General features: G+C 61.4%; 15 protein-coding genes. 11 read left to right on the top strand and 4 right to left on the bottom strand.

Annotated elements, in window-relative coordinates; genetic code table 11:
• Position 1 precedes the first annotated feature (1 nt).
• From rfbA to BJD99_RS15770, 9 genes are all read left to right on the top strand, one after another.
• Positions 2 to 871, top strand: a complete 870-nt coding sequence (rfbA, locus tag BJD99_RS15730) for a glucose-1-phosphate thymidylyltransferase RfbA (protein WP_084345248.1) — start codon at positions 2 to 4, stop codon at positions 869 to 871.
• An 11-nt stretch (positions 872 to 882) separates the two neighbouring features.
• Positions 883 to 1,470, top strand: a complete 588-nt coding sequence (locus BJD99_RS15735) for a dTDP-4-dehydrorhamnose 3,5-epimerase family protein (RefSeq protein ID WP_084348114.1) — start codon at positions 883 to 885, stop codon at positions 1,468 to 1,470.
• A 466-nt stretch (positions 1,471 to 1,936) separates the two neighbouring features.
• The gene (locus BJD99_RS15740; RefSeq protein WP_084348115.1) at positions 1,937 to 2,374 is read left to right on the top strand and encodes a hypothetical protein; all 438 of its coding nucleotides are present in this window, start codon (positions 1,937 to 1,939) and stop codon (positions 2,372 to 2,374) included.
• 29 nt (positions 2,375 to 2,403) lie between these two features.
• Positions 2,404 to 2,715 (top strand): WXG100 family type VII secretion target, encoded by a 312-nt coding sequence (locus tag BJD99_RS15745; protein ID WP_179142365.1) that lies wholly within the window; start codon positions 2,404 to 2,406, stop codon positions 2,713 to 2,715.
• The gene (locus BJD99_RS15750; protein WP_179142366.1) at positions 2,712 to 3,038 is read left to right on the top strand and encodes a WXG100 family type VII secretion target; all 327 of its coding nucleotides are present in this window, start codon (positions 2,712 to 2,714) and stop codon (positions 3,036 to 3,038) included. The genes BJD99_RS15745 and BJD99_RS15750 overlap by 4 nt, the downstream gene beginning before the upstream one ends.
• A 3-nt stretch (positions 3,039 to 3,041) precedes the next feature.
• The gene (locus BJD99_RS15755; RefSeq protein ID WP_084348118.1) at positions 3,042 to 4,334 is read left to right on the top strand and encodes a putative toxin; all 1,293 of its coding nucleotides are present in this window, start codon (positions 3,042 to 3,044) and stop codon (positions 4,332 to 4,334) included.
• 1 nt (position 4,335) lies between these two features.
• On the top strand, positions 4,336 to 4,980 hold the full coding sequence (locus BJD99_RS15760; RefSeq protein ID WP_084348119.1) for a hypothetical protein: 645 nt from the start codon (positions 4,336 to 4,338) through the stop codon (positions 4,978 to 4,980).
• A gap of 66 nt (positions 4,981 to 5,046) precedes the next feature.
• The gene (locus tag BJD99_RS15765; RefSeq protein ID WP_084348126.1) at positions 5,047 to 5,868 is read left to right on the top strand and encodes a metalloregulator ArsR/SmtB family transcription factor; all 822 of its coding nucleotides are present in this window, start codon (positions 5,047 to 5,049) and stop codon (positions 5,866 to 5,868) included.
• A gap of 16 nt (positions 5,869 to 5,884) precedes the next feature.
• The gene (locus tag BJD99_RS15770; RefSeq protein WP_084348120.1) at positions 5,885 to 6,373 is read left to right on the top strand and encodes an SRPBCC domain-containing protein; all 489 of its coding nucleotides are present in this window, start codon (positions 5,885 to 5,887) and stop codon (positions 6,371 to 6,373) included.
• 103 nt (positions 6,374 to 6,476) lie between these two features.
• Here BJD99_RS15770 and BJD99_RS15775 read toward each other — a convergent pair whose 3' ends face one another.
• Complete coding sequence (locus BJD99_RS15775) at positions 6,477 to 7,382, bottom strand: EamA family transporter (protein WP_084348121.1); 906 nt, start codon at positions 7,380 to 7,382, stop codon at positions 6,477 to 6,479.
• 122 nt (positions 7,383 to 7,504) lie between these two features.
• Here BJD99_RS15775 and BJD99_RS15780 point away from each other — a divergent pair, with 122 nt between their 5' ends.
• On the top strand, positions 7,505 to 8,380 hold the full coding sequence (locus BJD99_RS15780) for a LysR family transcriptional regulator (protein WP_084348122.1): 876 nt from the start codon (positions 7,505 to 7,507) through the stop codon (positions 8,378 to 8,380).
• Positions 8,381 to 8,437: 57 nt separating this feature from the next.
• Here BJD99_RS15780 and BJD99_RS15785 read toward each other — a convergent pair whose 3' ends face one another.
• The 3 genes from BJD99_RS15785 to BJD99_RS15795 all read right to left on the bottom strand — a co-directional run bounded on the left by BJD99_RS15785 (position 8,438) and on the right by BJD99_RS15795 (position 13,118).
• The gene (locus tag BJD99_RS15785; protein WP_084348123.1) at positions 8,438 to 9,850 is read right to left on the bottom strand and encodes an amidase; all 1,413 of its coding nucleotides are present in this window, start codon (positions 9,848 to 9,850) and stop codon (positions 8,438 to 8,440) included.
• A 61-nt stretch (positions 9,851 to 9,911) separates the two neighbouring features.
• Positions 9,912 to 11,288, bottom strand: a complete 1,377-nt coding sequence (locus tag BJD99_RS15790; protein ID WP_084348124.1) for an MFS transporter — start codon at positions 11,286 to 11,288, stop codon at positions 9,912 to 9,914.
• A 207-nt stretch (positions 11,289 to 11,495) separates the two neighbouring features.
• Positions 11,496 to 13,118 carry a hypothetical protein gene (locus BJD99_RS15795; protein WP_084348125.1) on the bottom strand — a complete coding sequence of 541 codons (1,623 nt, stop codon included), beginning with the start codon at positions 13,116 to 13,118 and terminating at the stop codon, positions 11,496 to 11,498.
• Positions 13,119 to 13,276: 158 nt separating this feature from the next.
• Here BJD99_RS15795 and BJD99_RS15800 point away from each other — a divergent pair, with 158 nt between their 5' ends.
• Positions 13,277 to 14,521 (top strand): IS4 family transposase, encoded by a 1,245-nt coding sequence (locus tag BJD99_RS15800; RefSeq protein WP_084347123.1) that lies wholly within the window; start codon positions 13,277 to 13,279, stop codon positions 14,519 to 14,521.
• The last annotated feature ends 212 nt before the right edge of the window (positions 14,522 to 14,733 follow it).

The following is a 14,733-nucleotide window of genomic DNA, read 5'->3' on the forward strand; positions in this document are numbered from 1 at the left end:
TATGCGTGGAATTGTTCTGGCGGGCGGTACCGGGTCGCGTCTTCATCCGATCACGATGGGCATCAGCAAGCAGTTGGTGCCGGTGTACGACAAGCCGATGATCTACTACCCGCTCTCGACGCTGATCTTGGCCAATATCCGCGACATTCTGATCATCACCACCGAACAGGATTCGCAGCAGTTCCAACGTCTGCTCGGCGACGGCTCCCAGTTCGGCATCAACCTGACCTACAAGGTCCAGCACGAGCCGAACGGGCTCGCTCAAGCGTTCGTCCTCGGAGCGGAGCACATCGGCTCCGACAGTGCCGCTTTGGTGCTCGGCGACAACATCTTCTACGGCCCCGGACTGGGATCGCAACTCGGCCGATTCGGTGACATCGACGGCGCAGCAGTCTTCGCGTACGAGGTGAAAGATCCCAGCGCCTACGGCGTCATCGAATTCGACGCCGCAGGCAAAGCGATCTCGTTGGAAGAGAAGCCGAAGGTCCCGAAGTCGAACTTCTCCGTCCCCGGCCTGTACTTCTACGACAACGACGTGCTCGCCATCGCCCGCGATCTTCAGCCGTCGGCGCGCGGGGAATACGAGATCACCGACGTCAACCGGCACTACCTCGATGCCGGGCGTCTCGCCGTGGAAGTCCTGCCCCGAGGGACGGCATGGCTCGATACCGGCACCTTCGATTCGCTACTCGATGCTTCCAATTATGTGCGCACCATCGAGCAACGGCAGGGCCTGAAAATTGGTTCACCGGAAGAAGTATCGTGGCGTCGCGGATTCATCACCGACGATCAGCTGCGGGAACGGGCAACCAAGCTCGTCAAATCCGGGTACGGGCAATACCTGCTCGACCTCGTCGATCGCGGCAAGTAGAGGATCTGCAGATGAGCTTTCGTGAATTGAAAATCCCCGGTGCCTTCGAATTCACCCCACGCCAGTTCGGTGACGATCGCGGCGTGTTCTTCGAATGGTTCAAATCTTCGGACTTCGAACAGGCCGTCGGGCGGCCGTTGGAGTTGGCGCAGGCGAACTGCTCGGTCTCGGCCGCCGGGGTGCTGCGCGGTATCCACTTCACCGACACCCCTCCCGGCCAGGCGAAGTACGTCACCTGCACCAAGGGTGCGTTTCTGGATGTGATCGTCGATCTGCGGGTCGGGTCGCCGACATTCGGGACGTGGGACAGCGTGCTGATCGACGACGTCGACCGTCGTGCGGTGTATCTCCCGGAAGGCCTCGGGCATGCGATCTTGTCGCTCGAAGACGGTTCGACGGTGATGTACCTGTGCTCGATCGAGTACACCCCGGCTTTGGATCGCGACATGAATCCGCTCGATACCGATCTGGCGATCGACTGGCCCACCCTTGCTCGCGACGGTTCACCGCTCGAGTACCAGCTCTCCGACAAAGACAAAGCTGCACCCTCACTCGCGCAGGCCATCGACGCCGGATACCTGCCGACCTACACAGGCTGAGCACGCTTCCCGGTAAGCCCGACGGCATCATGGTCGATGAAAGTTGTAGCGGATATTTCAAACGTCAACGGCGTGCAGTTGTTTCCGCTCTCCATGAGATCAACGTCGGTGCCTACTGTTCATCGTGCAGCTCTTCGGTGGCAGCCAGCTGTGTGGGTTACAACCGATCTTTCGGCACGGAGCGAACGAGTTGTATGGACAGCCCTACCTGCACACCAGGAAGGGCTGTCCATGCAAAGGTGGCGGGTTCCGATCGTTGCTGTTGTCTCATGACTCCCAACGGCCAATCATCGCGCTAGTTGTGAGAGTTCTGGTGATCTACAACCGAATCGTGGCAACCGTCCAGTTGGTGACTTCGTGCAATCTCGCCCAGCGGGTGTCCGCGTCATCGAACGCGCTAAGCTCACGTCCGTTGCGCTGGGGGCGCGAGGGTGAACACCATCTCAGGTAGATGCGAGGGGGATGCATGGCCACGTGGCGTCAGCAGACGAGCGCCGAATGCCAGTCAGATTTCGATGACCTGCTCGATGTGGGGATCGAAATTGCTGCCGAACGATTGAGTGCAAACTGGGGTCTCGATCCCGTCGCTGTCGTCAACGATCGTGACGGCGGCCGCCGTGTGGTCTCTGCAGCGCAAACCGAGTCGGATCAATACTCCGCTTCGGACACTCCGATCAGAGACCGTCTGATCGACGGCTTGCGGGCTGAGGAGACCCGGGTTCGCTCGTTTGCCATCGTGTCTGCAGTTCAGGTCGTCGGAACCTCGGACACTCAGTTGGAGATTCTGCTCGAGCATCGTGAATATGCGCTACAAATTCTCTTGGCGTATGACATGCCGGATCCTGAGACGTTCGACCTGGGGCCGATGAAGGCCGCGAAAGGTACGTCACTCGTGTGGAATTGATCCACACTCGCTGAATTTGGGGGTACAGCGTGGGGGAAGAAATATATATCGACACTGAGATTCAGATCGATGCTGCCGTTAGTGCGCAGAAGTATTCGGCGTACATATCGGACGATCTGGGGCGTCTCGACCGGGACGTCGATGACCTACGACGTGTGTGGACGGGTGGGTCGGCCGATGCATACGGGCAGAGTTGGGTGGAGCTGAAGACGGCTATAGATGCGATCGTCCACGACCTCCACGACATCGGAACTCTGGTCGGTGAGTCGGCGCGCGATTACCACCAGGCTGAGACAGAGAACGCGTCGACGTTCACATCGACGAAGGTCCTGAGGCTGTGAGCTCTCCGGGCGGCATCAGCTCCGACGCTCGTGACGGATACACAGTCGACCTGCAGCTACTCGACCAAACCACAGAATTGATCGCGGGATTCGTCGCATCCCTCGAAACCACCCTTGCCGACATCGATTCCGACGTCGTTCAACGGCTGCTCCAAGTGTGGGGCGGCGAGGGCTCCGAAGCATTCCAAGAACGCCAATCGCGGTGGACAGCTGCCATCGCTCGTGCGCACGGCGAGGTCGAGGAGATGCGGCTGGCTGCACGCACAGCGCACGCCAACTATTCGGCCGCTAAGTCGACGAACATCTCCATGTTGGGGCGCTGATCGATGGCAGAGACCATCCGGCCGCAGAATTACTACAACGCAGCTCAGGCAGTTCTCGATGTCGCCGCGGCGGTGTCGACCCTGCACAGCGACACCATGACTGCTCTCGCCGACACCGGATCGATGGCCGGGACCGACGACGTCGGTCAAGAATTTTCTTCGGCGTACGACGAGCAAGCCGCGAACTTCGAGTCAATGGGCCGCAACCTCGGCACAGCTATACATATTTACGGCAGGGTCCTGATTCAGATGGGTAAGAACCACGCCCAAGCCGAAGCAGACTCGAACGTAAACGGCAACGGTGAGATTGTAGCGCCGGTAGACCCGGGGGACGCCCCCTTCAACACATGCTTCGCCCTGCCGCCGTCAGCAGGAGGAGAAGGCGACGGTCTATCGGAAGTAATCGGCCTGCTGCAACACATTGGTGTTCCAATTCCTAACGGCGACACCGACAAACTCACTACTGCGAGCACGGCTTGGGCCAGAGTCGCGAGCGACAACGACGGAACCTATCGGGGAAGACTGCTTTCAGCGTCGTCGACGCTCGACGAACTCAACAGCGAAGAAGTCGACATCGTCGTCGAGGATCTCGAAGAGCTCAACTCCCTCGTCGACGAGTACGCAGATCTGGCCGGTGCACTTCGTGACAGCGCCGAAGCGCACAAGAGCTATTTGGCGGACGTTCGCGCGCAAATCGGTGACCTATTGGATGAACTCGCGATCGAGTTGGCGGTCACCGCGGCAGTCGGAATTCTCTCGTCGTTCGTGTCGTTTGGCGTCGGCGGTGCTGTGGCAGGTGCTAAAGCTACGTCCACGATTGCGCGCTTCGGAAGCAAGATCACCGGCGTCATCACAGCGGTCAAAGGCATGCGGGCGGCGACCAAGATCTCGAGCTTCTTTCGGTCAAGTTCACTCGCGAAAAGCAACGCACGGATTGTGCGCTACCTGCAGATGGAGCTGAAACAGGCCAGTACACAGGGACAGAAGAACAACCTTGCGGGGCGTATCGGTGAACTGAAGGCAGGAATCGACCCGAACACTGTCAAGCGTTCGGTTCAGATCAACGGCCGAACCAGGATTCCCGACGAGATCGACGACATCAACGACGTGGTACGTGAAGTAAAGAATACCAACACTATTGGCGCAACTCAGCAGATCAAGGATGTGGCGACGTATGCGAAAGCGAACGGATATACGATGGAGCTGATCGTAGACAGTCGAACGGTCATCTCCGGTCCTTTGCAGACTATGATCGACAACGGTGAAATAGTACTCAAGAGAATGGCTTTGAATTAATATGGCGCCATCGCCTGAGCGACTGAAAGCTCACGAAATGTTGTCGGCCGACATTACCCGGATCAGCAAGCAGGCGAAGCTGCCGTTCCGCACCCTGCCTGACCTGGTCAACACCAAGGTGCGATACCCAGAGCTGATACCGCTCCTGATCGACTGGCTGAAGAACCTCGACGGGCGAACGCCGATGACCGACCCACAGGACCTGGCCAAGTTCCGTGAGAATCTCGCTCGCGCCCTCACCACCGTCGATGCCGTCGGGACCGAAGCTGTGCCGGTGTTGTTCGAGCAGTTCTACCTCAACCCACCGCTGCCGCCGATCAACAGCCATGCGGTGGGTAATGCGTTGTTGCATCTCGCTGTGCCCTCGGACTACGACCGGATGGCGGCTCTCGCAGTGGATCGGTCGTTGAGTTCGGGGCGGGCAGCGATCTTGGAATGGTTGATCAAGCAGAGGAGGCCCGAGGGCCTCGAGATCGTCGTCGGGGAAATCGAGGACCCGAGCGTACGAGCCCTCGGCATCAAGTACCTGCGTCGGTACAAGCCCCTGCCTGCCGGCGTGAAGCCGAAGGTTGAGCGGTACCTCGACGATCCGGACAGTGAAGTGCGCAAGCAAACCAAGCTGACACTGCAGAAACTGCCTGCATAGAGCTGGTCCGAGCTGCCGGGTAGATACCTCTTGACATATGCAGCTGTTTGGTTGCATATTGGAGTGGTGCTCCCGCAACCCGATGTCAATGCCGTCTTCAAGGCACTCGCCGATCCCACCCGGCGTGCACTTCTGGACGCTCTGCGACGTGAAAATGCGCAAACGCTCGGAGAGCTCTGCGAGGGCATGTCGATGGCTCGCCAGTCCGTGACCAAGCACCTCGATCTACTGGTCGCGGCCAACCTGGTCGTTGTCGTCCGCAAGGGGCGCGAACGTCGACACTTCTTGAATCCCGAGCCGATTCACGACATCGAACGCCGGTGGATCCGTGATTTCGATCGTCCACACCTCGACGTCCTGGACGTCGTCAAACAACGAGCAGAGGACAACGCCATGAAGGAAGCCGAACAGTTCCCCGACTACGTGTACGTCACCTACATTCGAGCGTCGGCGGAGCAGGTGTGGGAGGCCCTTACCGACGCTGACATCACCACTATCTACTGGGGCGGGATGGCCAATGTCTCCGGCTGGGAGGTCGGAGCTTCGTGGACACACCGATTCGACGGGCGGACAGGTCATTACGACATCTGGGGCAAAGTCCTCGAGTCCGATCGACCGAATCGCCTGGTGTTCACTTTCCAACCCGCAGCACAGGCACTCGACGACGCAGGCTCATTGGTGACGTATCAGATCGAACCGGTCGTCGACGCCGTGAAGTTGACCGTCACCCACACGAACGTTCCAAGCAGGGAGATGCTTAACGGCATCTCGCAGGGCTGGCCGACCGTGCTGGCAAACCTCAAGTCCTACTTGGAAACCGGTACGACGCTGCCGAGCGAGGTCTGGCAGATGCAGAACGCAACCGAACTCACCGCCACCGAAAACTAGGGAGAGGCAAGATCTTATGACCTCCGATTTCACGACCACCTTCACTGTCCCCGCTCGCCCGATCCAGGCATTCGAGGCTGCCGCTTCACCGAAAAGTTGGTGGAACGAAATGATCGTCGGGTCCTCCGCCAAGGTCGGTGACACGTTCGTCTTCGACGTCCCGAAGCTGCACCACTCCAAGTTCGATGTCATCGAGGCACACCCGGGCCACACCCTCACCTGGATGGTTGTTCCCTCGGGCGGTACCTCCGACCAGGAGGAGTGGATCGGCACCTTCGTCGCTTTCGAGTTCGCGCCGGACCCCGCCGGAACCCGCATCACCTTCACCCACCGCGGCCTGCGACCCGAACTGGAATGCCACACCGTCTGCACCACAGCCTGGGGCTATCACCTCCGCGCCGGTCTCGAATCGTTGCTGAGCGGCGAAACCCCAGCACCCATCACGCCGGACACGTACCGCGCCGTCGCGGATACCATAGGCGCGCAACGTAACCGGGAAGGTTGATTCGAACGCTCCTTCAGCGGGGTGCCCCGGATTTGGGCACTGTCTACCAGGTCGAAGGGTTGGCTGACCCCACCAGCAATGCGCAACGTGATGTGTCGGTGCGTCAGGTATCGGTGAGCTGATCGATAGGCCGGCGGGATCGGTCCGCCTTGGCGCGCCGGGTCGGGTTGAACTGCCCGGCGGCAATGGCGGCCAAAGCGAGAGCGAAGCCGACGAGTTGAACACCGCTGAGAAGCTGCCCCAGCAATGCAACACCGAGGCCGGCGGCCACGATCGGCGAAAGTAGCCCGAGCAGCGCCGCGGAGGTAACCGGGAGCCGGCCGATGCCGGAGAACCACAGCGTGTAGGTCAGCAACCCACCGAACAAGCCGAGCCAGACGTATCCGCCGATCCCCGCCGGGGTGATTGTGTCGGGGACACCCTCGACGAGCAGAGTGATCGGCAACAGGAACAGCCCGCCGGCGGTCAGCTGCCACCCCGCGAAGGCCATCGCTCCCACGCCCTCAGGCCGGCCCCAACGCTTGGTCAACGTCACGCCGGTTGCCATGGAGGCAGCGGCGCCTATGCCTGCCAGGAGGCCGACCCCGTCCAGGGTGGCGCTGCCGGTCAGCACGATCAGCGCCACGCCGAGAACTCCGATCAGTCCCCAACCCAACCGCCACCACGACAAGGCTTCACTCAGCAGCGCCACGGCCAGAATGGCGACCACGATCGGTTGAGTTGCGTTCAAGGTTGCGGCGACCCCGCCAGGTAAGCGGTAAGCGGTCAGGAACAACAGGGGAAAGAATGCGCCGATATTGAGCACCCCCAGGAGTGCCGCCTTCGGCCACCAAGCTCCGGTGGGCAGGGTGCGAGTCAATACGATCGCGAGCAGTCCAGCAGGTAGAGCTCGGACCAGGCCTGAGAAGAGTGGATGACCCGCGGGCAGATATTCGGAAGTCACGAGATACGTCGTTCCCCACACCGCGGGCGCGATCGCGGTGAGGATGGTCGTCTTGATCACGCTCATCGGTGCGCTCGAGTGGAGTAATGCGGGATGGGGGTAGATGCCATGCCCTTATCGTTGCGATAGCGCAAGCATGAGTCCAACACATGTTTGTCACGTCATCGATCGTGATTGATGATGGATAGATGGATCTCCGCCAACTCTCGTACGTCGTCGCCGTCGCCGAACTCTCCAGTTTCACCCGGGCCGCCGAGCGGTGCTTCGTGGTGCAGTCCGCCCTGAGTCATCAGGTGGCGCGCTTGGAATCCGAACTCGGCGCGCGACTCTTTCATCGGACCAGTCGACAAGTGCGCCTGACCGCCGCCGGAGCGGCGTTTCTGCCGGCGGCCCGGCAATGCTTGGCCGCGGCCGAGCGTGCGCGCAGCGAAGTCGCCGCCGCGACCGGAGAAGTCCGTGGCCGACTATCGGTCGGAGTGATCCCCACCGTGTGTGCGGTCGACGTGCCTGCTGCACTGCGCTTGTTCCACGATCGTCACCCACAGGTGCGCATCACCCTGGTGATGGGAGGAAGCGACGACCTCGTCGACAGGGTCGCCACCGGAGTGCTCGACGTCGCGTTCCTCGGGTTGCCGATCGAGCGGGTGATAACCGAAGTCGCGCAACACCTTCTGGCCCACGACAACCATGTCGTCGTCATGTCGGCGACACACCCGCTCGCGGATAGCGAGGAACTCAGTCTGCATGACCTGGCTGGTCAAGTCTTCGTCGACTTTCCCCCCGGGACCCCGGGGAGGGCGCAAGTAGATCAGGCCTTCGCGGCCGCTGGTCTGAGCCGCGACGTAGCCTTCGACGTCACCGATGCCCACCTGATGACCGGACTCATCGCTCAGGAACTCGGAATCGGCATGCTCCCATCGGCCTACGCCCAGCAGCTCACCGGCGTCGTCACCATTCCCGTCCACGACGCTGCACGCCGAGCAGAACACCTGATCTGGAGTAGCGACGGCCCCTCTCCTGCCGCCGCCGCATTTCTTCACCAAGTCCGGACTGCCGCCGCCTGATCAGCTGACGTGAGCAGAGACTGTCTCGGCAGGGTCGAGGCTCAGACAGGCTGCGGGTCAGACAGGCTGCGGGATCGAGAGGGAAACCGGGTCTACCGGAACAACGGGGCCGATCTCCCGCTCCAATATGTTTGCGATCTGCAGACATTGGTAGTCCCGCCACAGCGGAGCCACGATTTGGATGCCGATCGGACCCGCTGCGGTGTGCATTACCGGTGCCGACACGACGGGGGAGCCCGTCGCCGAAATCGCGGTGACGAACCGCATGGAGTCGATGACCTGATGCGCACGCACTTCACCGCCGGTGTCCATCTCGACCTCGAACGGCGGCTCAGTGCTCACCGGGCCGAGGATCGAGTCGTAGTCGGCAGCGAATTCGTGCCAGCGGGCAGTGAGTTCCGTCAGTCGATTCAACGCGCTGACATAGTCGCTGAGAACTCCGGTAGTGGAGAAGTAGCTCTCCATGTACTCGAGTGAACGCAGCGTCGTCCCCTGATCGGTCAACTGGCGCTTGGCCGTCCACATGGCCTTGGTCTCGTGGTAGACGATCGATCCGCGGGTCTGCTCCAAGTCCCGAATCCACTCCGGGTCCAGCTGCACCACCTCCGCCCCGGACCGCTCGAACACGGTGCCGGCTCGCTCGATCGCCGACGCCACTTCCGGCGACACTGCGCCCGCAGGCTGCGCGATCACTCCGATGCGTAGCCGCTTCGAGCTCAGCGGATCGTCACGCAGATCAGGTGCTGGGAATCCACGGGGCCGGGCCGACAGCATCGAGCGCAAGCCGAGCTCCGCGTCTTTCACGTTGCGAGAGATCACGCCTTCGACACCGAAGAGCTTTGCGCCGAAACTCATTCGAGCACCGTCGGTCGGGCTGAGCCCGATTGTCGGCCGGAGCCCCACCACCCCGCAGCACGAGGCGGGGTGGCGCAGTGACCCACCCTGATCGTTGCCGTGCGCCAGCGGCACCATGCCGGTGGCGACGGCCGCAGCGGAGCCGCCGGATGAACCCCCGGCCACGCGGTCGGGCACGTGCGGGTTGACGGTGGCCCCGTACAGCGGATTGGCCGTGTGCCATCGAAGCGAGAACTCCGGAGCGTTCGACATCCCGACGACAACAGCGCCCTGCCGGCGCAGGGACTCCACTACCCAGGAATCCTCCTTCTCGACTACCTCGGTCAAGCTTGGGCAGCCGTTCGTATTCGGTTGCCCAGCAACAGCAGTGTTGATCTTGACCACGGTAGGAACCCCGGCCAGCAGCCCGGTAGGAGCTTCTGCACTCGCGTCGATCTCGTCGGCTCTGGCGCGGGACTCCTCGAGCAATAACACTGGCAGAGCGTTGACGGTGCCGTTGACGCTCTCGATGCGATCAAGGTGGGATTCGAGGACCTCACGAGCGCTGAGGTCTCGTCGGCGTACCGCTTCGGCGATGTCGTGCGCGGACATCGTCCACACGGCGTTGGTATTCACTTTTGAACAGCCTCCCTGGCTCGTCCTGAGTTCGTTGGTTCGTGACCGAGGGTCTTACCGGTCAATCCTGTTCTACTGCATCCATGTCCACATCCCGGGTCTCCGGGCCGAGCCAGGCACCATAGGTGATCAGGCAACCAGCGATGACGACGAGGACGACCGGGGTGTACGAGTAGGGCACCCAGATTTCGAGGCCGAGCATGTAGAAGCTGTAGAGCGCCGGAAGTACGGTCGCCACCGAGTATCCGACGGCGAACCCGGAGGCGCGCACGTTCGTCGGGAAACGTTCGGTGATGTAGGTGACGGACACGGGAAAGATACCCGCCACCAGGATGATGCAGACGCCGATCAAAGCCATCGTGATCAGCCCGGAACCACCGTTCGAGGCGTTGAGCAGAGCGACTGCGTAGAGCGAGGCCGCCACCGTCGTCACCGATACGCCGGCCCACATGAGTACCTTCCTGCGGCCGACGCGCTGCCCGAGTGCTCCATAACCGAAGTAGCACAACGCGAGAACTACGTTGGCCGCAACCAGACCTTGACTGACGGTGGACGCCGATTGCCCGAGGTAGTTGACCAGCACCCCGGGAACCGCGGAGGAGATCGCGTGGAAGCCCAGCCACACTCCGGACATCATGACGAGAATCTGGATCAGCGAGCGGCGATTTCGGCCCTTGGTGAGTTCCGCGAGGGGGCGGTGCCGACGCGTCGTGGCCTTGGCTTCGGTGTCGACGGGCAAAGACTCGGCAGCTACTCGACGGAAGTAGATCAGGAAGCCGAACGTTGCGAGGGCACCGAGAACGAAAGGTATCCGCCAACCCCACTGGACGTAGGCGGAACCGATTCCATTTGCGGGCAGGTAGTGCAGCAGGACTGCCGCCGCAACAGAGATCGTGGCAGCGCCGAGCGGATAGCCGATGTTGGTGTAGGCGCCGACAGCGCCGCGCAGGTGCTTCGGTGACGACTCCATCGCCAACGCCGGCAGGCCCGCAGTGGCGCCGCCCATGAAGAAGCCGCCCACGAATCGAATGATCAGCATCATCACGTAGGCGCCGATGCCGAGGCTGGCGTAACCCGGAAGTACCGCCATCGCCAACGTCGCTATCGCCACACACGGAATCGCAATCGACACCGAGCGTCGACGCCCCACCGTGTCGGCAATGTGGCCGAACACGACGGCTCCGAACGGTCGAGCGATCAAGGTAGCGGCGAAGATGATGTAGAACATGGTGGTGCTCGACGCGAGACTGGTGCCGGGCGGGGCGAAGAAGACGATGGCCGGGGCCAAAACCACAGTGGGAAGGTAGATGTCGATGACGTCGACGTAGAATCCCAGTGCCGCTGCGTTCATGACACGGCGGGTCTTCTTGGGTAGAGACCTGAGCGTGGGAGTTCTTTCGATCTCGTCCAGTGATGCACGATCGGTGTCAAGCTGCATAACCGTCTCGCTCTCGGGGTGGGGATTCGGTGCCCTACATCGAACTGGGCCAGGTGTAGAACGGGGAAGTCGGTAACTCTGGGCGGGGTTCACGAGCCCCGGCTGAGCCTTAGCTTCCCCAACTTTCACGGATCGGTCAATGAAGACTGTGCACGCCCGCAGTGGTAGTCACTGTGCACAGTGACTTTGCGATTCTCCGTACAGAATCTAGAAGATCAGCACTGCAACGAACGTCGACAGTGCAAGCCCGCTGACCACGGGGATGAAGAGTTTACGAGCCAGTTCGAGTACCGGTACGCGGGCGAACCCGGCAACGGCGATGAGCGACGACCACGCTACGAGGGTGCCTCCGCCGGACCAGATGTTGCCCATCTGACCGATGGCGGCAAGGGTGGCAGGATCCATGCCGACAGCGGGTCCGAGCGCTCCGGACAGTGAACCCGTCAGTGGCAGCCCACTGAATCCGGACCCTTCCAGACCCGCGATCATTCCGATGAGCAGAATGCCGTACGAGGTCACGAAGGTGTTCTGCGGCAGATGCGATTGGGCCGAGTTCACGAGGTCGAACAGTAGAGTCGGGCCTGTCGCGTCGCTGGGCATCCCGAGAATCGCGGCCGAGAAGTCGCCGTTGCCGATGAAGAAGAAGCCGGCGATCGGGAGCACGATTCCCATTGCCTTGAAGGCGAATACGAGTCCGTCGACGAGATGCTCCGACGTCGATTCCAGGAATCCCTTCCTGTCGTTCGTTGCGGCAGCGGCAAAGAGCAGCAGGGCTGCGATTCCGCCGACCATCGCTGCGGCGTCGCCACCCTTGAGCTCGGGGACCAGATCGGTGAACTTGCCGACGAGCAGGTAGATGATGAAGGCCAGGTACGCGGTGGGGACCAGGAACGCGAACGTGCGAGCCGCGCGGATGCTCGCGAATGTTTCGTCGACGGCCTCCCGCATGGATGGGCGGACGGGTGGTGGTGGGGGTGTCTCGACTGCGACTCCGACGGCGACTACGGAACTGGCACCGACGAGGGCGGATTCGCCGCCGAGCGTGGGTGACCCGGTAGGTGATACGGGAGCCGGAGCGCCGCCCGTTCCCGCCGACCCGGAAGTATCGGTGTCGGTCTTCTCGCCCTCGTTGGGCCCGAAGTCGTGATCTACCTTCTCTTCCCACTCCGTCAGCAGATCCGGGGAGGGAGTGCGATTGTTCTTGCGCTGCATGAAGTATGTGATGGTCAGTGCCGTGAATCCGACGATCAAGGACATCACCAGCGCCCGATCGGCCACCACATCGGGATCCACGCCCGCCGACTTGGCGGACAACCCGGGTGCCACCTTGATGATGTAATCCGAGGACAACGCCATCCCTTGGCCACAGATCGCAATCGCCATGCCCACCGCCATCGGGGACAGGCCGGCGCGGATGGCGACGGGGATCAGCACTGCGCCGATCAGCGGTACTGCCGGGGTCGGCCAGAAGAACAGCGAGATGACGTAGGTGACTGCAGCAAGCACCAAGAAACTGCTCGTACCCCCGCGCATGACCCGACGGAAGGGCGCCACCATCAGGCGGTCGGCGCCCATCTGACGCAAGGCACCGAGCATGGCCGTCACGAGCGAGATGATCAGGAAGATGTTGAAGAGTTCTCTTGCAGCGGTCAAGCTACCGTTGAAGATTGCGGCCAGCCCTGTGACGAGACTGCCGGAGAATACGAATGCGGTCAGAAATGTGCCGAGTACTGCAGGAACGACGATGTTCTTTCGCATCATCATGGTGGCGAGAATGACGATGATTCCCGCGAGATAGACCCAGTGCGCAGCGGTCAGATGTACTTCCACGTTGTGCCCCTTAAAGACTGAGTTCAGAGAGCGTTCACGACCTGTTCCACATCGTGCGCGGGTCGTTTTAAGGGGTCAACGGCCAGTTTGCACACGCAAAGTCGAGGCTAGGTGCAATACCGTTTACTTAGAATGACAGGGGTGTTATTCTTTGAGTCATGCCACGTGTGGGATGGGTGAAACCAGATGATTCTCAGCGGTTGACGGACCATATTTCGTTGGGTGTGTTGACGCGGGTGTTTCCACCGGATGTGGTCGACGAGGTGTTGGTCGAGTGTGGCCGAGTGGAGCAGCGGTCGCGATTGTTGCCGGCGCGAGTGGTGGTGTATTACGTTCTGGCACTGGGATTGTTCTCCTCCGATTCGTACGAGGAGGTCATCCGCAAGTTGGTTGCAGGTCTCGAGTGGGCCTCTGGTTGGTCGCACCAGTGGACGGTTCCGACGAAAGCGGCACTGTTTCAGGCTCGCAGACGGTTGGGGTCCGAGGCACTGAAGATGTTGTACGCCAGAGTTGCTCAACCGTTGGCTGATCGCAATGTCGCAGGCGATTTCTATCGTCGATGGCAGTTGACCAGTATCGACGGGTTGACTTTGGATGTACCCGACACCGCAGTGAATGTGGAGTATTTCGGTCGACCACCGTCCTCGCGTGGCGGTGGACGTGGTGGGGCATTCCCACAGGTTCGCGTCCTGGGACTGGCCGAGTGTGGCTCGCACGCGATCATCGACGTGGCACTGGGGCCGTACAAACAGGGCGAGCAGACCCTCGCCCAATCGGTGACCACATCGATGACAGCGGGAATGCTGGTACTGGCCGACCGCGGCTTCTTCAGCTACTCCCTGTGGAATCGATGCGCCGGGACCGGAGCCGATCTGGTGTGGCGAATGAAGTCGAACGCGATACTGCCCGTCGAGACACGCTACGCCGATGGATCTTTCGCCTCACACATCTATCCTGGCACGACCGCACGCCGCAACGACCGCGACGGTGTCGCGGTCCGCGTCATCGAATACACCCTCGGCACCACCGATCCCGATACGAGCACCGACACTGCGATCGACGACGTCGAGCAACGCACCTACCGCCTGCTGACTACGATCACCGACCCGCAGGACGCACCCGCCGACGAGGTCGCCGAACTGTATGCCCAACGATGGGAAATCGAGACCGCATTCGACGAGCTGAAAACCCACCAGCGCGGACCAAGGGTGGTCCTACGATCGAAAACCTCCGACGGCGTCCTCCAAGAAGTTTACGGACATCTCTGCGTGCACTACGCCATCAGATCTGTAATGCATTCCATAGCAGACCATTCCGGACGAGATCCAGACAGGATTTCGTTCACCCGGACCCTACGGGCCGCTCGCCGCAGCACGACGAGCCACCCGGGTTTTTCCCCCTGACACCCACACCGACGCCCACCGCCGCGTCACAGCAGAAGTCGTCCGCGAACTACTGCCCATCCGAACCCACCGAGCAAACCCCCGCGTCGTCAAACGGAAGATGTCCGTATTTCACGTCAAACACCCACACCACCGAGGCGCACCACGCATCGACCGCCGACCCCGTGTCCTCGCTGCGCAGTCCCTACCACCACCGTAAGTAAACGGTATTG

This window comes from Rhodococcus sp. 1163 (genome assembly GCF_002091985.1).
GTDB lineage: Bacteria > Actinomycetota > Actinomycetes > Mycobacteriales > Mycobacteriaceae > Rhodococcoides.

Bases quoted from the DNA above. Each gene is read 5' to 3' on its own strand.
- BJD99_RS15755 (WP_084348118.1), top strand. From the start codon at position 3,042: ATGGCAGAGACCATCCGGCCGCAGAATTACTACAACGCAGCTCAGGCA.
- BJD99_RS15800 (WP_084347123.1), top strand. From the start codon at position 13,277: ATGCCACGTGTGGGATGGGTGAAACCAGATGATTCTCAGCGGTTGACG.
- rfbA (WP_084345248.1), top strand. From the start codon at position 2: ATGCGTGGAATTGTTCTGGCGGGCGGTACCGGGTCGCGTCTTCATCCG.
- BJD99_RS15775 (WP_084348121.1), bottom strand. From the start codon at position 7,382: ATGAGCGTGATCAAGACGACCATCCTCACCGCGATCGCGCCCGCGGTG.
- BJD99_RS15760 (WP_084348119.1), top strand. From the start codon at position 4,336: ATGGCGCCATCGCCTGAGCGACTGAAAGCTCACGAAATGTTGTCGGCC.
- BJD99_RS15790 (WP_084348124.1), bottom strand. From the start codon at position 11,288: ATGCAGCTTGACACCGATCGTGCATCACTGGACGAGATCGAAAGAACT.
- BJD99_RS15735 (WP_084348114.1), top strand. From the start codon at position 883: ATGAGCTTTCGTGAATTGAAAATCCCCGGTGCCTTCGAATTCACCCCA.
- BJD99_RS15770 (WP_084348120.1), top strand. From the start codon at position 5,885: ATGACCTCCGATTTCACGACCACCTTCACTGTCCCCGCTCGCCCGATC.
- BJD99_RS15780 (WP_084348122.1), top strand. From the start codon at position 7,505: ATGGATCTCCGCCAACTCTCGTACGTCGTCGCCGTCGCCGAACTCTCC.
- BJD99_RS15740 (WP_084348115.1), top strand. From the start codon at position 1,937: ATGGCCACGTGGCGTCAGCAGACGAGCGCCGAATGCCAGTCAGATTTC.